At 64.0% G+C, this 17,496-nt stretch carries 19 protein-coding genes; 8 read left to right on the top strand and 11 right to left on the bottom strand.

Features of this window, described 5'->3' with window-relative positions; translation table 11 throughout:
- Window positions 1-420 precede the first annotated feature (420 nt).
- From thrC to ABIA42_RS29085, 4 genes are all read left to right on the top strand, one after another.
- On the top strand, window positions 421-1,839 hold the full coding sequence (thrC, locus tag ABIA42_RS29100) for a threonine synthase (RefSeq protein ID WP_370118718.1): 1,419 nt from the start codon (window positions 421-423) through the stop codon (window positions 1,837-1,839).
- Window positions 1,836-3,125 (top strand): pitrilysin family protein, encoded by a 1,290-nt coding sequence (locus ABIA42_RS29095; protein ID WP_271531407.1) that lies wholly within the window; start codon window positions 1,836-1,838, stop codon window positions 3,123-3,125. The genes thrC and ABIA42_RS29095 overlap by 4 nt, the downstream gene beginning before the upstream one ends.
- Window positions 3,126-3,163: 38 nt before the next feature.
- The gene (locus ABIA42_RS29090; RefSeq protein WP_028178162.1) at window positions 3,164-3,751 is read left to right on the top strand and encodes a GNAT family N-acetyltransferase; all 588 of its coding nucleotides are present in this window, start codon (window positions 3,164-3,166) and stop codon (window positions 3,749-3,751) included.
- A gap of 133 nt (window positions 3,752-3,884) precedes the next feature.
- The gene (locus tag ABIA42_RS29085) at window positions 3,885-4,535 is read left to right on the top strand and encodes a hypothetical protein (protein WP_271531409.1); all 651 of its coding nucleotides are present in this window, start codon (window positions 3,885-3,887) and stop codon (window positions 4,533-4,535) included.
- 201 nt (window positions 4,536-4,736) lie between these two features.
- On the opposite strand, the gene ABIA42_RS29080 is transcribed toward ABIA42_RS29085, so the two are convergent.
- The 5 genes from ABIA42_RS29080 to ABIA42_RS29060 all read right to left on the bottom strand — a co-directional run bounded on the left by ABIA42_RS29080 (window position 4,737) and on the right by ABIA42_RS29060 (window position 7,379).
- On the bottom strand, window positions 4,737-5,222 hold the full coding sequence (locus ABIA42_RS29080) for an ATP F0F1 synthase subunit B (protein ID WP_028178160.1): 486 nt from the start codon (window positions 5,220-5,222) through the stop codon (window positions 4,737-4,739).
- Window positions 5,223-5,227: 5 nt separating this feature from the next.
- Window positions 5,228-5,794: a F0F1 ATP synthase subunit B gene (locus tag ABIA42_RS29075; protein ID WP_271531411.1), complete on the bottom strand. Its 567-nt coding sequence runs from the start codon at window positions 5,792-5,794 to the stop codon at window positions 5,228-5,230.
- A gap of 65 nt (window positions 5,795-5,859) precedes the next feature.
- Window positions 5,860-6,090: a F0F1 ATP synthase subunit C gene (locus ABIA42_RS29070; RefSeq protein ID WP_007599451.1), complete on the bottom strand. Its 231-nt coding sequence runs from the start codon at window positions 6,088-6,090 to the stop codon at window positions 5,860-5,862.
- A 53-nt stretch (window positions 6,091-6,143) separates the two neighbouring features.
- A complete protein-coding gene (locus ABIA42_RS29065) occupies window positions 6,144-6,893 on the bottom strand; it encodes a F0F1 ATP synthase subunit A (RefSeq protein WP_370118723.1) in 750 nt (249 codons plus the stop codon).
- Window positions 6,894-6,980: 87 nt separating this feature from the next.
- Window positions 6,981-7,379, bottom strand: a complete 399-nt coding sequence (locus ABIA42_RS29060; RefSeq protein WP_271531415.1) for an AtpZ/AtpI family protein — start codon at window positions 7,377-7,379, stop codon at window positions 6,981-6,983.
- A gap of 353 nt (window positions 7,380-7,732) precedes the next feature.
- Here ABIA42_RS29060 and ABIA42_RS29055 point away from each other — a divergent pair, with 353 nt between their 5' ends.
- The gene (locus ABIA42_RS29055) at window positions 7,733-8,248 is read left to right on the top strand and encodes a hypothetical protein (RefSeq protein WP_271531419.1); all 516 of its coding nucleotides are present in this window, start codon (window positions 7,733-7,735) and stop codon (window positions 8,246-8,248) included.
- A gap of 8 nt (window positions 8,249-8,256) precedes the next feature.
- On the top strand, window positions 8,257-8,730 hold the full coding sequence (locus ABIA42_RS29050) for a secondary thiamine-phosphate synthase enzyme YjbQ (RefSeq protein WP_271531421.1): 474 nt from the start codon (window positions 8,257-8,259) through the stop codon (window positions 8,728-8,730).
- A 63-nt stretch (window positions 8,731-8,793) separates the two neighbouring features.
- On the opposite strand, the gene ABIA42_RS29045 is transcribed toward ABIA42_RS29050, so the two are convergent.
- The 6 genes from ABIA42_RS29045 to ABIA42_RS29020 all read right to left on the bottom strand — a co-directional run bounded on the left by ABIA42_RS29045 (window position 8,794) and on the right by ABIA42_RS29020 (window position 14,533).
- Complete coding sequence (locus ABIA42_RS29045) at window positions 8,794-10,419, bottom strand: MFS transporter (protein WP_271532252.1); 1,626 nt, start codon at window positions 10,417-10,419, stop codon at window positions 8,794-8,796.
- 244 nt (window positions 10,420-10,663) lie between these two features.
- Entirely contained in the window at window positions 10,664-11,032 is a 369-nt protein-coding gene (locus ABIA42_RS29040; RefSeq protein WP_370118728.1) for a hypothetical protein, read from the bottom strand.
- Between the two features lie 101 nt (window positions 11,033-11,133).
- Entirely contained in the window at window positions 11,134-11,457 is a 324-nt protein-coding gene (locus ABIA42_RS29035; RefSeq protein ID WP_370118731.1) for a hypothetical protein, read from the bottom strand.
- Window positions 11,454-11,774, bottom strand: coding sequence for a hypothetical protein (locus ABIA42_RS29030; RefSeq protein ID WP_271531425.1), 321 nt, complete (start codon window positions 11,772-11,774; stop codon window positions 11,454-11,456). Before ABIA42_RS29030 ends, ABIA42_RS29035 begins: the two co-directional genes overlap by 4 nt.
- A gap of 202 nt (window positions 11,775-11,976) precedes the next feature.
- A complete protein-coding gene (locus ABIA42_RS29025; RefSeq protein ID WP_271531427.1) occupies window positions 11,977-13,956 on the bottom strand; it encodes a sodium:solute symporter family protein in 1,980 nt (659 codons plus the stop codon).
- 13 nt (window positions 13,957-13,969) lie between these two features.
- Window positions 13,970-14,533 carry a DUF4212 domain-containing protein gene (locus tag ABIA42_RS29020; RefSeq protein WP_370118734.1) on the bottom strand — a complete coding sequence of 188 codons (564 nt, stop codon included), beginning with the start codon at window positions 14,531-14,533 and terminating at the stop codon, window positions 13,970-13,972.
- Between ABIA42_RS29020 and ABIA42_RS29015 the strand changes: the two genes are divergently transcribed.
- Window positions 14,519-15,127, top strand: coding sequence for a hypothetical protein (locus ABIA42_RS29015; protein ID WP_271531429.1), 609 nt, complete (start codon window positions 14,519-14,521; stop codon window positions 15,125-15,127). The two genes, ABIA42_RS29020 and ABIA42_RS29015, sit on opposite strands and share 15 nt — an antisense overlap.
- 102 nt (window positions 15,128-15,229) lie before the next feature.
- Window positions 15,230-17,335: a DUF294 nucleotidyltransferase-like domain-containing protein gene (locus ABIA42_RS29010; protein WP_271531431.1), complete on the top strand. Its 2,106-nt coding sequence runs from the start codon at window positions 15,230-15,232 to the stop codon at window positions 17,333-17,335.
- The last annotated feature ends 161 nt before the right edge of the window (window positions 17,336-17,496 follow it).

The following is a 17,496-nucleotide window of genomic DNA, read 5'->3' as shown; positions in this document are numbered from 1 at the left end:
CCAGTATTCGTTCCTGCATCAGACAATATTTAGGGAAAAAGTAGCAGTTCGAACTATGTCTCCGGCTGCATTGTACCAGCGGGCGCCCGAAGCGAGTCGGGAAAAACAGGAACTTTTCGGCCGGCACGGTTTTGCCCCTTGACGATTTCGTGACAGGCGACGAAAGCTTGCCAGAACAGTTTTGACGGGCGCGACCCCGACGAAGCAAACCGGTCTGCACACAACGACAGACCTTCCAAGAGAAGGGCTGCGGCAATGCCGCAGCCCTTTTTCATTGGGCGGGGGGAGCGTCGGAAGCGGTTTCCCGATGCCGCAAAACACTTTATGGTGGCCCAAAGCCTCTGGCTGTTATCAAGTAATTTCGTAAAATCAAAGGCTTAAGGGCCGAGCCTCGGTTTGGCCCGGCCTTTGGAGGGCAGTTTGACTCGTTATATCTCGACCCGGGGCGAGGCCCCCGAACTCGGCTTCTGTGACGTGATGCTGACCGGGCTTGCCCGCGACGGGGGCCTGTATGTGCCGGCGACGTGGCCGCAGCTCCCGACCGAGACGATCGCCGGCTTCTTCGGCCGCCCCTATTGGGAGGTCGCGGTCGATGTGATTCGTCCCTTCGCCGGCGGCGAGATAGCGGATGCCGAGCTTGGTCGTATGGCGAACGAGGCCTATGCCACCTTCCGCCATCCCGCGGTGGTGCCGCTGCGCCAGATGTCGCCGCACCAGTTCGTGCTGGAGCTGTTCCACGGTCCGACGCTCGCCTTCAAGGACGTCGCGATGCAGCTGATCTCGCGGCTGATGGACCATGTGCTCGCCAAGCGCGGCCAGCGCACCACCATCGTGGTCGCCACCTCCGGCGACACCGGCGGCGCCGCGGTCGAAGCCTTTGCGGGACTCGAGAATGTCGATCTCATCGTGCTGTTTCCGCACGGCCGCATCTCCGAGGTGCAGCGGCGCATGATGACTTCGACAGGCGCGGCCAACGTCCATGCGCTCGCCATCGAGGGCACCTTCGACGATTGCCAGGCGATCGTGAAGGGGATGTTCAACAACCACCGCTTCCGCGACGCGACCTCGCTATCCGGCGTCAATTCCATCAATTGGGCGCGCATCGTCGCCCAGGTGGTTTACTATTTCACCTCCGCCGTTGCCGTTGGGGCGCCGGCGCGCGCGGTCGATTTCGTCGTGCCGACAGGCAATTTCGGCGACATCTTCGCCGGCTACGTCGCCAAGCGCATGGGGCTGCCGGTGCGGACCCTGCGCATCGCCGCCAACGTCAACGACATCCTGGCGCGGACGCTGAAGACCGGAATCTACAAGGTGCGCGAGGTGCATGCGACGGCGTCGCCGTCGATGGACATCCAGATCTCGTCCAATTTCGAGCGGCTGCTGTTCGAGGCGAGCCGGCGCGATGCGGCAGGCGTGCGTCGTCTGATGGAGTCGCTGAAACAATCCGGACGTTTCGTGCTGCCCGATGCGACGCTCGCCGCGATCCGCGAGGAGTTCGATGCGGGGCGCGCCGACGAGACCGAGACTGCGGCTGCGATCCGCGCCGCCTGGCGCGAAGCAGGCGAACTGGTCGATCCCCACACGGCGGTGGCGCTCGCCGTCGCGGACCGCGACACCACCGACACGAGGGTGCCGAGCATCGTGCTCTCCACCGCCCATCCGGCCAAATTCCCCGACGCTGTCGAGGCGGCCTGCGGCCAGCGGCCGCAATTGCCGGCCTGGCTCGACGGCTTGATGACCAAATCCGAACACATGAGGGTGATGAAGAACGATCAGGCCGAGGTCGAGCGGTTCGTGCTGTCGGTCAGCCGCGCCGCAAAGCAAGGAGTTGCCGGATGAGCGTCGAGATGACCAAACTTGCCTCCGGCCTGACCGTCGTCACCGACGAGATGCCCCATCTCGAGACTGCGGCGCTCGGCGTCTGGGCCGGCGTCGGCGGACGCGACGAGAAGCCGAACGAGCATGGCATCTCGCACCTGCTCGAGCACATGGCGTTCAAGGGCACGACCAAGCGTTCCTCGCGCGAGATCGTCGAGGAGATCGAGGCGGTCGGCGGCGACCTCAATGCCGGCACCTCGACCGAGACCACGTCCTATTACGCGCGGGTGCTGAAGGCCGACGTGCCGCTCGCGCTCGACGTGCTCGCCGACATCCTCGCCAATCCCGCCTTCGAGCCCGACGAGCTGGAGCGCGAGAAGAACGTCATCGTGCAGGAGATCGGTGCCGCGCAGGATACGCCCGATGACGTCGTGTTCGAGCATCTGAACGAGCTCTGTTATCCCGACCAGCCGATGGGCCGTTCCCTGCTCGGCACGGCCAAGACGCTGCGCGCCTTCAACCGCGACATGCTGCGCGGCTATCTCTCGACGCATTATCGCGGGCCCGATATGGTGGTGGCGGCGGCCGGCGCGGTCGATCACAGCCAGGTGGTCGCCGAGGTCGAGAGACGCTTTGCCAGCTTCGAGGGGACGCCGGGGCCGAAGCCGCAAACCGCTCAATTCGGCAAGGGCGGTAACAAGGTGGTGCATCGCGAGCTCGAGCAGGCGCACCTGACGCTGGCGCTGGAAGGCGTACCGCAGAGCGACCCGTCGCTGTTCTCGCTCCAGGTCTTCACCAACATCCTCGGCGGCGGAATGTCGTCGCGCCTGTTCCAGGAGGTGCGCGAGAAGCGCGGCCTCTGCTACTCCATCTACACCTTCCACGCGCCCTATACCGACACCGGCTTCTTCGGCCTCTACACCGGCACCGACCCGGCCGACGCGCCGGAGATGATGGAGGTCGTGGTCGATATCATGAATGATTCGGTGGAGACGCTGACCGAGGCCGAGATCGCCCGGGCCAAGGCGCAGATGAAGGCGGGCCTGCTGATGGCCCTGGAGAGCTGCTCCTCCCGTGCCGAGCAGCTTGCCCGGCATGTGCTCGCCTATGGGCGGCCGCAGACGGCGCAGGAACTGGTGGCCCGGATCGATGCCGTCAGCATCGAATCGACGAGGGACGCGGCGCGTGCGCTGCTGTCGCGGAGCCGGCCCGCCGTTGTCGCATTGGGCAGTGGCAGGGGTCTGGACACGGCAGTATCTTTTGCGGAAGGATTGACCCGGGCGCGCGCCAAGGCGCGGCTGCATTAGGAGCTGTGCTAGGGAGCCCGGCCCCGGAAAGCATCACCATGGCCCTCTTTCGCCTGCCATCCAGTGGACCCGCCACCCTCGCGCCGCGCGGCAACGGGCTGCTGCTGCGCGCGCCGCAAATGTCGGACTTCCTGCAATGGGCTCATTTGCGCGAAACCAGCCGCGACTATCTCACGCCCTGGGAGCCGATCTGGCCGTCCGACGATCTCACCCGGTCCGGCTTCCGGCGCCGCCTGCGCCGCTATTCCGAGGACATTGCCGCGGACCGCTCCTATCCCTTTCTGATCTTCCGTGAGCTCGACGGCGCCCTGGTCGGCGGCATCACGCTTGCCAATGTCCGGCGCGGCATCGTGCAGGCCGGCACCATCGGCTATTGGGTCGGCCAGCCTCATGCCCATCGCGGCTACATGACGGCCGCGCTGCGGGTGCTGCTGCCGACGCTGTTCGGCGAGCTCAATCTGCACCGGGTCGAGGCCGCCTGCATCCCCACCAATGCGCCGTCGATCCGGGTGCTGGAGAAGTGCGGCTTCTCGCGCGAGGGCCTCGCGCGCCGTTATCTCTGCATCAACGGGGTCTGGCAGGACCACCTGCTGTTCGGCCTGCTGCACGAGGATTTCCGCGGCTGAGCTGCCATTCCGTGAGGGCAAGGTCTCCCTGCTTGCCACCTTTTTGCTGCCTTGGGTTCGTCGATTTTGACGATATAACGGCGCGGGCCGGCCGGTGGTTGGGTCCGGATCTTGTGATGGAGTATGGGTGTCGATGGTGAAGGAGCTTCGGTCATCGCGGAAGGCGCTGCGGCGGGGGACAGCGGTCGCGTTGGCCCTGTCAGTTGCGCTCGTGTGCGTCTCGCCGGTGGCGGCCCAATCCTTGAGCGACCGCTTCAAGAGCCTGTTCGGCGGCAAGTCGGACGAGCCGGCGCAGCCCAATCCGGCGCCCGCGCCCGGCCAGCCAGCCGACGACGAAGTCGATTGCCCGCAGGTCACCGTGCGCGCCGGCGCTTCTACCTATGCCGTCGGTGCGAACGGCAAGCAGGCCGTCGGTAACGACATCCGCTTCCAGGCCACGATCACCAAAATGGCGCGCGAATGCGCCCGGAGCGGCGGCGACATCACCGCCCGGATCGGAATCCAGGGCCGCGTCATCGCAGGTCCCGCCGGTGCGCCTGCTACGGTCGACGTCCCATTGCGCATCGCGGTGGTGCAGGGCGGCGTCGGCGAGAAGGTGATCGCCTCGAAGGCCTACCGGACCACGGTCGCGATGTCGGAGGGCGGCAGCGTGCCCTTCACCTTTGTCGCCGAGGATCTGAGCTATCCGGTGCCCTCGGCCAAGGATGCCGATTCCTACATCTTCTATGTCGGCTTCGACCCGCAGGCGCTCTCGCCCGAGCCGAAGGCGCGGAAGAAGAAGTAGGGTGAGGCTTCTTGCCCCGGACGCAGCGCAGCGCTTCTTCAGCGGTGCGCTGCGAGCCGGGGCCCACGCCGCGACATAACTGGGTCCCGGCTCAGCGTCGCGTCATTGCATGCCGCGCCGCGTCCGGGACACGAGGTCGTTCAGACAACAAAAAGCCGGCGCTCATCGCGCCGGCTTTTTTGATTGATGAGAGCGCACCCCTCAGTTCAGCTTCTGCCGAACCTCGTTGATGCCCTTGGCGAGCAGGTCGTCGGCGACCTGGCCTCTGACCGACTGCGACAGGATCGTGGAAGCGGCCTGGACAGCGGCTTCCGCGGCTGCGGCGCGGACGTCGGCCAGCGCCTGGGCCTCGGCGAGCGCGATCTTGCTCTCCGCGGTCTTGGTCCGGCGGGCCACGAAGTCTTCCATCTTCGCCTTGGCCTCGGTCGCGATGCGCTCGGCTTCGGCCCTGGCGTTGGCGATGATGTCGGCAGCCTCGCGCTCGGCCATGGCACTGCGCGACTTGTAGTCGGCGAGCACCTTGGCCGCCTCCTGCTTGAGGCGCGCGGCGTCGTCGAGCTCGGCCTTGATGCGTTCGGCGCGATGATCCAGCGCCGTCATCGCCGTCTTGAAGACCCCGAGATAGCCGAACACGACCATCAGGATCACGAAGGCGACGGCGACCCAAAATTCAGGTTCGAAGAACATCTCGACTAACCCTTCAAGGACGCATCGACCGCGGCATTGACCGACGCGGCGTCCGGAACGACGCCGGTGAGCTGTTGCACGATCTGACCTGCCGCATCGGCCGCGATGCCGCGGACGTTGCTCATGGCGGCTGCGCGGGTCGAGGCGATGGTCTTCTCCGCCCCGGCGAGCTTGGCCGCCAACTGTTCTTCCAGCACCTTGCGCTCGGCTTCCGACTGCGCATTCGCCTTGTCGCGGGATTCGTTGCCGATCGCCTGCGCCCGCGTGCGCGCCGAAGCGAGCTCGCTTTCATAGGCCTTCAGCGCTGCGTCGGACTGGTCCTTCAGCTTCTGCGCTTCGGCGAGGTCGCCCTCGATCTTGTTCTGACGCGCCTCGATCGCACCGCCGATGCGCGGCAGGGCGAGCTTGGACACGATCACGTAAAGCAGGACGAAGAAGATCGCGAGCGACACCAGCTGTGAAGCAAAGCTGCTGCTCTCGAACGGCGGAAAACCGCCACCGTGGTGACCACCGTCAGCCTCGGTGTGAGCGCCCGCCGCCGGACCTTTCGCGCCGCCATGACTCTCAGCCATGGAGTTCTCCTGTTGCTGTCACACGCGCCGTTCCAAGGACTGGAACGGCGCGAAAAACGTCGTCCTCAGAGCGGAACGAACAGCAGCAGCAGCGCGATCAGCAGCGAGAAGATGCCGAGCGCTTCGGTCACGGCGAAGCCGAAGATCAGGTTGCCGAACTGGCCCTGAGCGGCCGACGGATTGCGCACCGCTGCGGCGAGGTAGTTGCCGAAGATCACGCCCACGCCGACGCCCGCACCGCCCATGCCGATGCACGCGATGCCCGCGCCGATAAGTTTTGCTGCTGCCGGATCCATTTTAGACTCCTTGGAAGAAAGATGGGGTTGTGGGTGGAAATTCCCCGGACCGCTCAGTGTCCCGGATGAATGGCGTCGTTGAGGTAGATGCAGGTCAGGATCGCGAACACATAGGCCTGGAGGAACGCGACCAGGATCTCGAGCGAGGTCAGCGCGACCGTGAGCGCCAGCGGCAGCACGCCGCCGATCCAGCCGATGGAGCCGAGCGAGAAGCCGAGCATGGCGACGAAGCCCGCGAACACCTTCAGCGCGATGTGGCCGGCCAGCATGTTGGCGAAGAGACGAACGCTGTGGGAGACCGGCCGCAGGAAGAACGACAGGATCTCGATGAACATGACCAGCGGCAGGATGTAGATGGGGACGCCGTGGGGAACGAAGATCTTGAAGAATTTCAGGCCGTTCTTGTAGAGGCCGTAGATCAGGACGGTGAAGAAGACCAGGAGCGCGAGCGCCGCGGTGACGATCAGGTGGCTCGACACCGTGAAGGTGTAGGGGATGATGCCGACCAGATTCGAGACGCAGATGAACATGAACAGCGAGAAGATCAGCGGGAAGAATTTCATGCCTTCCGCGCCGGCCGTCGAACGGATGGTCGAGGCGACGAATTCGTAGGAGATTTCGGCGACCGACTGCAGGCGCCCGGGAACCAGCCGCGTGCCGCTGGCGAGCATCAGGATCGAGATGATCGCCACCGCCACCAGCATGTAGAGCGACGAATTGGTGAAGGCGATCGTGTGATTGCCGATGTGGCCCAGGGTGAAGAGAGGCTCGATGTTGAACTGGTGGATCGGATCGATTTTCATCAGCGCGGCATCTCTTGGTCTGCCGGGCAATGCCGGCGGGTCTCGGTCTGCCGGCCGGGCCGGCCCGTGCCGGCGAGGCCGGCACGATCATTCCTCTCCTGGTGGGATCCGCTGCGAATCGCCGCGCCTGTTTTGACCCGCGCCCGCCGTTCTCACCACATTCACCACGCCAGCCACGAAGCCCAGCAGCAGGAACACGATAAATCCGAAGGGCGACGTCGACAGCAAGCGGTCGAACCCCCAGCCAATCCCCGCTCCGACAGCGACGCCGGCGATCAACTCCGAGGATAACCGGAAACCAAGCGCCATCGCCGAGGCTCTGGCCGCTCTGTCTCCACCGTCACCTGCGGGTTGCTCGGTCCTGGTCCGGCGGTCGCGAAATTCGGACAACCGCTGATCAAGACTTCCGAGCCGTTCGGAAAGCGCGGCTTCCTCGGACGATTTATCGCGATCTCCATCCTCGCCGTGTCCCGTGCCCTGTGTCATGCAACGAAGACCCGAAACGCTGCGGCTGAATGGAAATTGCGCCCGTCACCCTCAAAAGCCGCGCGGACCATACTGATGGCCCATAATCAAGTCAAGCCAAGTCACGATTGCGTCGCTTTCGGTTATGTGGCTGATTTATTTGATGATATCGGCGTGCGCGGCAGCGCTGCACACAGCGTGACGCCGCACCGCAGCAGGTCTCCTCGCGGTCGGCGGATGCAGCTGTCCTTTCGCCCTGCTACCTGGATCAAAGAAGCCATCGCGTTCGTTGATTTCGGGGGCGGGTTTTGGCGGCGGATTGCCTGGCGCGGGTGTAGAATTGAAGCGGCATCTGCACCGTGGCGGAGAGGGCGATGAGACCAGCGACGTCATCCACAGCATCATGGCTTGCCGCGGCCGTCGCGGTGATGGTCGTCAGCGGCGGCCTCGTGGCCGCGCAATCCGCGCCCGACGGCGAAAATGGTCGCTACAGCATGACGCCCATCGCCGAGGGCGTGCTGCGGCTCGACACTCGCACCGGCACGGTATCGACCTGCACCAAGAACGACGCCGGCTGGGCCTGCTACGCGGTGCCCGACGAGCGGACCGCACTCGACGCCGAGATCGGCAGGCTCCAGGCCGAGGTCGAGAGGCTGAAGGGACAGCTCGCGGCCGGACCGACGGTGTCGGGCAAGATCGACGAGGCTTTGCCAAAATCCGACCCGCTGAAGAAGGCGGAACCCAAGGTTGCCCCGGGCGAGCGCAAAATCGAGATCCCGCTGCCGAGCGACCAGGACGTCGATCGCGTGATGTCGTTCCTGGAAAGGGCCTGGCGGCGGCTGATCGACATGGCCAACCGCGTGCAGAAGGACGTGTCGGGCAAGATTTGAGAGTTTGAATGATGTCCGAGAAACAGCTGACGCGTTCGGTGCCATCGACCGTGCAGGCCACGGCCATCAGTACCGCCCTGTTGACGGTGCCGACGCCCGGGCGAACCTTCGTCGATATCACCGCGGAAGCGACGAAGTTCGTCAAGGACGTTCACGCGCGCGATGGCGCGCTGACGCTGTTCGTCCGCCACACCTCGGCCTCGCTCACGATTCAGGAGAACGCCGATCCCTCCGTGCTGGTCGATCTCACCACGGCGCTGTCACGGCTCGCACCGGAGAACGCCGGGTGGACCCATGACACCGAGGGACCCGACGACATGCCCGCGCACATCAAGACCATGCTGACGCAGACTTCGCTTCATGTGCCGGTCCTGAACGGCAAGCTCGCGCTCGGCACCTGGCAGGCGATCTATCTGGTCGAGCATCGCAGCCGCCCGCACCGCCGCGAGATCGTGCTGCAATTCATCGGCAGCAATCAGTAGGCGCACAAGACAAAACCGGCCGCGGAGACCGCGGCCGGTTCGTGTCGTCGAGCGCTGCCTCGATCAGGTCGCCTTGATGTCGACGTCCTTGGTCTCGGGCAGGAAGAAGAAACCGATCACGACGGTGATGGACGCGAAGATGATCGGATACCAGAGGCCGGCATAGATGTCGCCGGTCGAGGCCACGATGGCGAAGGCGGTCGCCGGCAAGAGGCCGCCGAACCAGCCGTTGCCGATGTGGTAGGGCAGCGACATCGAGGTGTAGCGGATGCGGGTCGGGAACAGTTCGACCAGCATCGCCGCGATCGGGCCGTACACCATGGTGACGAACAGCACCAGGATGAACAGCAGGCCGACGATCGCTGCCACCTGCGGACGGAAGATGTCGAACGGATGCGCCATCTTCACGATGCCGGCGTCGCCCGCCTTCGGATAGCCAGCCGCCTGCACCGCGGCGAGAACCGCCGGGTTGCTGTCCTTGGCGTTGGTATAGGGCAGCTCCTTGCCGTTGATCACGACCTTTACGCCTGACCCGGCCGCGCCGGAGGTTGTCGAGTACTTGACCGACGACTGCGACAGGAAGGCGCGCGCGGTGTCGCAAGGTGCGCTGAACACGCGGGTGCCGACCGGGTTGAACAGGTCGCCGCATCCTGCGGGATCGGCCACCACCTCGACCTTGGTCTGCTCGATCGCCTTTTCCAGCGCCGGGTTGGCGTTGGTGGTGATCATCTTGAAGATCGGGAAGAAGGTCAGCGCCGCGATCAGGCAGCCGCCGAGAATGATCGGCTTGCGGCCAATCTTGTCGGAGAGCGCGCCGAACACGATGAAGAAGCCGGTGCCGAGCAGCAGCGACCAGGCGATCAGCAGGTTGGCGGTATAGCCGTCAACCTTCAGGATCGATTGCAGGAAGAACAGCGCGTAGAACTGGCCGGTGTACCAGACCACGCCCTGGCCCATCACGCCGCCGAGCAGGGCGAGCAGCACGAGCTTGCCGTTCTGCCAGTTGCCGAAGGCTTCCGTCAGCGGCGCCTTCGAACCCTTCCCTTCGTCCTTCATCTTCTGGAAGATCGGCGATTCGTTGAGGCGAAGCCGGATCCAGACCGAGACGCCGAGCAGCAGCACCGACACCAGGAACGGAATGCGCCAGCCCCAGGCCGCGAAGTCCGCTTCGCCGAGCGCGGAACGAGTGAACAGGATCACCAGCAGCGACAGGAACAGGCCGAGCGTCGCGGTGGTCTGGATGAAGGAGGTGTAGTAGCCGCGCTTGCCGTTCGGCGCATGCTCCGCGACGTAGGTCGCAGCACCGCCGTATTCGCCGCCGAGCGCCAGACCCTGGGCAAGACGCAAGATGATCAGGATGATCGGCGCCGCGATGCCGATGGTCGCGGCGTTGGGCAGCAGACCGACGATGAAGGTCGACAGACCCATGATCAGGATGGTGACGAGGAAGGTGTATTTGCGGCCGACGATGTCGCCGATGCGGCCGAACACGATGGCGCCGAAGGGGCGGACCAGGAAGCCGGCGGCGAACGCCAGCAACGCGAAGATGTCGCGGGTAGCCGGCGGATAGGCCGAGAAGAACTGGGCGCCGATGATGCTTGCCAGCGAACCGTAGAGATAGAAGTCGTACCACTCGAACACGGTACCGAGCGAGGAGGCGAGAATGACGAACCGTTCGTCCTTCGTCATGCCGGCCCCGGCAGATGGTGCCGATGTTGCAGTTACTGTCGTCATCCGATTCGCTCCCGCTTGTTTTCTTTTCAAGAACCGATCCGCGCCACGCGGGCGCGCCACCAATCGAGGGCGAGCAATTACATGCCTACCGCATCCGGCCCAATAGTACTTTCGACGCGAATCGGGGGCGCCGTGGAGATATCGGACGGGAAATCGCGGAGCCGCGGGAACGAAATACCGTGGGGTCTGCAGCCTCAAACTAAAGTCCAAGGACGGAAAAGCCCACCGCGACAATCCACATCACAATGGACACCAGCGCAGACCAGTATGCAAACACCAGATAGGTCTCGCGCATCACCGCTGAGACTGTTTTTTGTGCATGCGGCTGAGGCGGGCGCCTGTCTTTTGGAAGATACAGCCACATCTCGGTGCGGCGGTGGTCTTTGGTCCGCGCTTCCTCCGCCTTCAGGAGAAGCACCAGTGTCATGATCAGGCTCAGAAAGCCTCCCGCCTGAAACGCGGAGCCCGGCAGAAACGAAAGGCCGATCATGACGCAGAATATAGCGAGGGAGGCAAATCCGCACGCGCGCAGGACCGTTTCAAAGGCGATGCGGCGCATTTCTTCCATGAGGAGGGACTCCGTCACCTGGCTCATTGAGATCGAGATGATTGAGATGCGGCTTAGGGTAGTCCCTGCGGGGCCTGCCTTCAATGGTTCCTGCCCCCGGTTCAGAGGCCGATGCTGATGAAATTACCGGCGGCCGGGAGCGCCAGAACCGCCGTGCCGGCCAGCCAGATCCAAAGAGAGACGTTGTTGGACTCCTGGGCGCCGGTGACGCGTTCGTAGAAGGCGGCGGGAATGCCGCCCAGGATGACGGTAGCGGTCGAGACCATCAGCGAGGCGAACATCAGCATCAGCGACACGCTTCCGAACAGAAGCGGGCCTGCAAGCGGCTGGACATAGAGCAAGGCGAAGATCAGCCAAAGCTGGTTGAAGAGGCCATTGATCATTCCGAAGAAGGCAATACCGATCAGGTAGAAGTTGCGGCTCATGATCCTCCTCCCGCAAGCCGCGGCGCGAGATTGAGCGCGAGCAATGTGTAGTGGAGCGCGATCCGCAACCAGAACATCCAGACAAAACCGAACAGCCACACGACGGCTGGAGGAACTGCCTTCGGCGTGACGGTTGCGATGGCGGTGAGCACCGGATCGGTGAAGCGGCAGAAGAAGCGCCAGATATAGTTTGGCGAGTCGGCGTCGACGAAGAGGCCAAGCAGGAAGCGGCCGAGCATGGTGTACATCAGAGCAGCCAGAACGAAGTTCGGCAGGTGAAAATACCAGTATCTGGCGAACGAGTCGGCAATGTCCAAAATCTGTCCTCCTCCGGGCGTCGCTCTGGAAGCAGTATGGTCTTGCGAGGGCCGCTCGCTCCGCCCGGGCCATCGGGCATTCTGCACCAGCCTTCGCACGCAACAATGTCAAGGCAGGCGGTTCGGGGCAAGCGAGCGCCACCGGTCGCAAACAAAAACGGGGCCTCGCAAGGCCCCGTTTGTCGCAATCTATCCGATCCGCTCAGGTCGTTTTCTCTTCGAGCACCGTGCGGCCTCGCGGCTTGCGAATCTCGTCGACATAGGCCTGCATTTCCCGCGACGGCGCCCGTCCCAGCAGGCTCACGATGATGATCACGGCGAAGCCGAAGGGCGCACCCAGCAAGCCGCAGGCGATGTTGCTGAGGTTGAACCACCCCACCTTGTTGGCCAGCGGGTGGGCCAGTGTCGGCCAACTCTCCATCGCGTTGGGCAACGCCATGGCCTTGGCGATGTCGACGAGTGGTGCGCCGGTGGCCGGATTGAGCAGCGACGTCATGCCGAAGTACTTGACGCCCGCGCCCGGGAAATAGCGCGTGGTCACGAGGTAGAACAGGCAGAGCCCGAACCCGGCGATGATGCCGCAGACCGCGCCCGCGGACGTCGTGCGCTTCCACCAGACGCCCATCACGAGCGCCGGGAAGTTGCCGGCCATCGCCAGGGAGAACGCCCAGCCGACCATGGCCAGGATATCCCCGGGCTTGGTGGCGGCCGTCGCCGCAGCAACGACGGCGACCGCCAGCAGCAGCACGCGCGCGATGATCAACCGGCGTGCCGTCGGCGCGTTCGGATCTATCATCTTGTAGTAGACGTCATGCGACAATGCATTGGCGATCGCGAGCAGCAGTCCGTCGGCGGTGGACAGAGCCGCAGCCAGGCCGCCGGCCGCGACGAGGCCGGAGATCACGTAGGGAAGCCCAGCGATCTCCGGTGTCGAGAGCACGATCACGTCCGTGTTGATGACGAAGTCCTGCAGCCGGACCACACCGGGGTGACCGGCAACGGCCTTGCACGCGGCAATGACGGCGTCGATGTTGACGGCGTTCTTGCCACAGATCTGGATCAGCCCGAGCTCGCCCCAGCTGAACAGCCAGGGTCTGATCGCGGACAGATCGCGCCCGATGATATTCGTGTACACCTCCAGCTTCGAGAACGCCGCGTAGGCAGGCGCCGAGAAGTACAGGAGGAAGATGAACAGCAGCGACCAGGCCACGGATTGCCGCGCCTCACGCACCGACGGTGTCGTGAAGTAGCGCATCAGGATGTGCGGCAGCGAGGCCGTGCCGACCATCATGCAAAGGATGATCGCAAAGAAGTTCAGCGGACTATAGCTAAGGAACGGCTGAATGTGCGGCTTGAGGCTTGCCGCCGCCGCTAGTCCGTTGGCGAGCATCTCCTGTTCGCGTGCCGTGATGTCCGCGATCGCGTGTCCATAGGTCAGCTGGGGAATCGGTATCCCGTAGATCTTGGTCGACAGGATCACGATCGGTGTCAGGTAGGCTATAATTAGCACGATGTATTGGGCCACCTGCGTCCAGGTCACCGCGCGCATGCCGCCCAGCATCGAGCAGACCAGGATGCCGACCAGTCCCGCGAAAACTGCGAGCTCGAACTGCATTCCAAGGAAGCGCGAGGCAATGATGCCCGTGCCGTAGATCTGCGCCGTCACATAGGTGAACGAGCAGGCGACGAGCACGATAACGCCCAGCCCCCGGGCGAAATTGCCGCCATAACGGAAGGACAGAAAGTCGGGCACCGTATAGGCGCCGAATTTGCGCAGATAAGGCCCGATCAGGATGGAGACCAGCACGAAGCCGCCGGTCCATCCGAGCACCCAGGCAAGTCCGTCATAGCCGAGCAGGAACAGCGTGCCCGCCATGCCGACGAACGACGCTGCCGACATCCAGTCGGCACCGGTTGCCATGCCGTTGTAGAACGCCGGCACGCTGCGGCCCGCCACGTAGTATTCCGAAACTTGTGCCGTTCGCGACAGAATGCCGATGATGGCGTAGACCGCGAGCGTGAAGAAAACGAACAGGTAGCCTAGAACCTTGTTCGGCACCCCGATCATCTCGAGGACGGCGAGCAGAAGGACAAACGCGACGAATCCACCGGTGTAGAAGCCGTAGATCCGCCCAAGGTTGCTGAGAAAGTCGGAGCCGCCGGTTGAGGCCTGCGTAGCCATGTTCAATCCCCCCCTAGTCGTCTTCTGCAAAGCCGAATTCTCGGTCGATCTTGTCCTGCTGTCTGGCGAACACGAACAGGATGACCACGAAGGCAATCAGCGAACCCTGCGCGGCCATATAGAAGCCGAGCGGGAAGCCAAGGATCGGCAACTGGATGGTGTTGAGCGGAACCACGAACATGTGGATGACGTATCCGAAGAAGAACCAGATGCCGAGGTTGATCAGCATCAGGCGCGAGGTCTTCCGCCAGTGGGCTTCTTCGCGTTCTCTGAGATTGTGGGAGTCAGGCATGGGCTGCATTTCCTCTGTCAGCACTCCGGCATGCGAGCCGGAGGAATCGAGGGGTTGCATACCCGTCGCTGCGGCCCCCCCCGTGCCGCCTTCCAACCGGTCTTTCGCCAATTTGGAATGTCGGAGGCTAACATCAGGAGTGCCGAGGTCTTTATAATACTTTCGGAGGGAACCGATGCTGCGGATGCGAACAGCGTTGCGGCCGTTGACAATTCGGGCGCTGCGAGCGCGGGATAGCACGGCGATTCCGTCTGGCAGGATCGGACTGCGATGAAGCTGCTGCAAAAATTCTTTCGTCCCCGGCCGCCGATTGGCGACCGCGAGGCGCTTGCGGACTTCATCGATGCGCAGTCGGCGTTCATCGTGCAAAAGGGCATCTACGAGTATTCGCGTGCCCGCGCCGGCCACTACGCCAAGGTGCTGTTTGCCGAGGAAGGGTTTGCACTAGCCGTCGAACGCTCGCGCTGGCAGGCTTATCCGCTCGGGCTTGCGATGGTCGGCGAGATGGTCGAGGGGGTATTGCGCCCACATGCCGGCATGCAGCGCCGGGCGGTTCTCGACCAGATGATCCTCGTCGTCCTCTCGGTTTTCGACCGTTATCCAGTGCCGCCGTCGATCGGCGAGGATGGCTGGTTTCAGGCCCGGCGCGAGCTGGAGCAGCGGCTCGACCTCGTTGGCGGGCATGCGCCCAAGCGCGTGATGGACATTCCCGAGCCGCTGGCGGAAACCTATTTTGCGATGATGCCGATCCACGAAAAACTGCGCGGACGGGATTTCGAGACGATACGCAATTACCTGCGCGTCAGCCTGTGCAACATCCATGACGAATTGGTCGATCGCATCGATGCGGCTGCGGTGACCAACACGCTGCTGGCGTAGGATCGCCCGGCCTCTGCCAATGCCCGGCTTGCCGGCCGGCATCGCACCGTCCGGGCCTTCCGAGGGAGGACAATGGATACGACAAGTGGTGCTGCCCCGCTTTTGTCGCTCGACGCCGTTGTCATCGATGCCGAAACGACCGGGCTCGATCCGCGCAAGGCGCGGGTGATCGAGCTTGCCGGCGTGCGTCTGTCGGCCGGAAAGCTGGTCGACGGCGGTTCGTTCGTTCAATTGCTGCGGCCGGCCGATCAACCGATCCCCGCCGAGACGACGCGCATTCACGGCATCGATGATGCCACGGTCGCTGAATCGCCGCTGTTCGTGGATGTCTGGCCGCGTTTCGAGGCGTTCCTCGGCCAGGCGGTCGTCATCGGGCACATGATCGGTTTCGATCTGGCGGTCCTGAAGCGCGAATGCGATCTGGCGGGATTGCCATGGACCCGGCCTCGAACGCTCGATACCAGACTGCTCGCGGAGATCGTTGCGCCGGACCTTGGCGGATACGAGCTGGGGAATCTCGCAAGCTGGCTTGGTATCGACGTGGTCGGTCGGCACTCCGCCCTCGGCGATGCGATCACGACGGCGCGGATCTTCCTGGCGCTGCTGCCGAGGCTGCGCGAGCACGGCATCCGGACCGTTGCCGAGGCCGAGCGGGTCTGTCGCGCGCTCACCGCCGTGCTCGACGATCAGGTGCGGATGGGTTGGATCGAGGCGGTCGAAGCGACAGCCCGCATCGATGCAGAACAAACGCTGAAGCGGTTCGACGCCTATGCCTATCGCCACCGCAACCGCGACATCATGCGATATCCCGCCATTTTCGTCGGTGCGGACGTTTCGGTAGGCGACGCCCTGGCGCGAATGACGAGCGATAGAATATCGGCTGTGTACGTCGGCGCGCCGGATGCGGCCGCAGACGACGTCAAGGCCGTCGAGGCCGGGATCGTTACCGAGCGCGACGTGCTGCGGGCGATCGCCCGGCTCGGTGCCCCGGCGCTGGAGCTGCCGGTGCACCGGATCATGAGCAGGCCGCTGGCGTCGATTCCCGAGGACGCGCTCGTCTATCGCGCGATTGGCCGGATGAATCGCCTCAAGACCCGTCATCTCGGCGTTATCGATGAGGCCGGCCGGGTGGTTGGTGCGTTGTCTGCGCGGGACCTGCTGCGTCTGCGGGCAGGGGAGGCCATATCGCTCGGGGACGAGATCGAGGATGCCGCGGATACGCAGGCATTGGCGCTGGCCTGGGCGAAGCTGCCGCGGGTTGCTGAGGTGCTCCTGGCGGAAGGATTGTCCGGCCGCCAGGTTGCGGACGTGATTTCCAGCGAGCTCTGCGCCCTCACCCGTCAGGCCGCTGTGATTGCCGAGCGGCTCATGCGGGAACGCGGCGAGGGCGACCCCCCAACGCCATACACGCTGATCGTGCTCGGGTCTGCCGGACGCGGCGAAAGCCTGCTGGCGATGGATCAGGACAATGCCGTGATCTTCGAGCAAGGCGAGCCGGGAGGCGACGAGGATCGCTGGTTTGAGGCGTTCGGAGCGCACGTTGCAGATATTCTGCACGAGGCCGGTGTGCCCTATTGCAGGGGAGGCGTCATGGCGAAAAACCCGCCCTGGCGCGGCTCTGTTGCAACGTGGCGGGACCGCATCGAGCACTGGGTCTGGCGCTCCAGTCCAAAGGATCTGCTGTCGGTGGATATCTTCTTCGATCTCCGGGCCGTTCATGGCGACGGCAGCCTCGCCGTCTCCGTCAGGCAGGCGGCCTTCGCGGCAGCCGAGGGGCAGGTCGCATTCGCCAAGCTTCTGGTCGAAGGGATCAGCGTCCCCGCGAGCCTGAAATTCTTCGGCGGCATCCGCACTGAAGGCGGTCGCATTGACCTCAAGGCGGCAGGGCTGTTCGGCCTGGTCGCTGCAGCGCGTGCGATGGCGATTCGCTACCATGTGATGGGCCGGTCGACATCGCAGCGACTCGCGGGTGTGAAGGCCGTGGTTGGCCGTGGCGAGACCGATCTCGATGCGCTCGACGAGGCCCATGGTGTCTTTCTGGAGCTGATCGTGTCGCAACAGATCGCGGATGTGGCGCAGGGAACGCCGCCCTCCAATGCGGTGTTGGTCAAGCGATTGTCGGCCCGTGACCACGAGCGATTGAGGGCAGCGCTTCAAGCGGTCACCGTGATCGATGATTTGACCCGAGACCTGCTGTTCAGGGATTGATGAGACCCGTCAGCGGCTTTTTGCGCTGCAGCATCAACTGGTTCGCGCCTGTGATTAACTGCCTTGCGACTGCGGGCGGAAGGTTGCCTTGCAAGACGGCTCCAGTCAGTGAACAATCGTCAATTGCTGCTTGATCAGCAACGAGTTGATATTCTTTCCCG

Source organism: Bradyrhizobium sp. USDA 327 (assembly GCF_041262065.1).
GTDB lineage: Bacteria > Pseudomonadota > Alphaproteobacteria > Rhizobiales > Xanthobacteraceae > Bradyrhizobium > Bradyrhizobium liaoningense.
The sequence above is the reverse complement of the archived record's forward strand: the minus strand, read 5'-3'. Positions and strand labels throughout refer to the sequence as shown.

Excerpts from the sequence above, each read along its gene's own strand:
- ABIA42_RS29095 (WP_271531407.1), top strand. The coding sequence starts at position 1,836 with ATGAGCGTCGAGATGACCAAACTTGCCTCCGGCCTGACCGTCGTCACC.
- ABIA42_RS29090 (WP_028178162.1), top strand. The coding sequence starts at position 3,164 with ATGGCCCTCTTTCGCCTGCCATCCAGTGGACCCGCCACCCTCGCGCCG.
- ABIA42_RS29085 (WP_271531409.1), top strand. The coding sequence starts at position 3,885 with ATGGTGAAGGAGCTTCGGTCATCGCGGAAGGCGCTGCGGCGGGGGACA.
- ABIA42_RS29080 (WP_028178160.1), bottom strand. The coding sequence starts at position 5,222 with ATGTTCTTCGAACCTGAATTTTGGGTCGCCGTCGCCTTCGTGATCCTG.
- ABIA42_RS29075 (WP_271531411.1), bottom strand. The coding sequence starts at position 5,794 with ATGGCTGAGAGTCATGGCGGCGCGAAAGGTCCGGCGGCGGGCGCTCAC.
- ABIA42_RS29070 (WP_007599451.1), bottom strand. The coding sequence starts at position 6,090 with ATGGATCCGGCAGCAGCAAAACTTATCGGCGCGGGCATCGCGTGCATC.
- ABIA42_RS29065 (WP_370118723.1), bottom strand. The coding sequence starts at position 6,893 with ATGAAAATCGATCCGATCCACCAGTTCAACATCGAGCCTCTCTTCACC.
- ABIA42_RS29060 (WP_271531415.1), bottom strand. The coding sequence starts at position 7,379 with ATGACACAGGGCACGGGACACGGCGAGGATGGAGATCGCGATAAATCG.
- ABIA42_RS29055 (WP_271531419.1), top strand. The coding sequence starts at position 7,733 with ATGAGACCAGCGACGTCATCCACAGCATCATGGCTTGCCGCGGCCGTC.
- ABIA42_RS29050 (WP_271531421.1), top strand. The coding sequence starts at position 8,257 with ATGATGTCCGAGAAACAGCTGACGCGTTCGGTGCCATCGACCGTGCAG.
- ABIA42_RS29045 (WP_271532252.1), bottom strand. The coding sequence starts at position 10,419 with ATGACGAAGGACGAACGGTTCGTCATTCTCGCCTCCTCGCTCGGTACC.
- ABIA42_RS29040 (WP_370118728.1), bottom strand. The coding sequence starts at position 11,032 with ATGGAAGAAATGCGCCGCATCGCCTTTGAAACGGTCCTGCGCGCGTGC.
- ABIA42_RS29035 (WP_370118731.1), bottom strand. The coding sequence starts at position 11,457 with ATGAGCCGCAACTTCTACCTGATCGGTATTGCCTTCTTCGGAATGATC.
- ABIA42_RS29025 (WP_271531427.1), bottom strand. The coding sequence starts at position 13,956 with ATGGCTACGCAGGCCTCAACCGGCGGCTCCGACTTTCTCAGCAACCTT.
- ABIA42_RS29015 (WP_271531429.1), top strand. The coding sequence starts at position 14,519 with ATGAAGCTGCTGCAAAAATTCTTTCGTCCCCGGCCGCCGATTGGCGAC.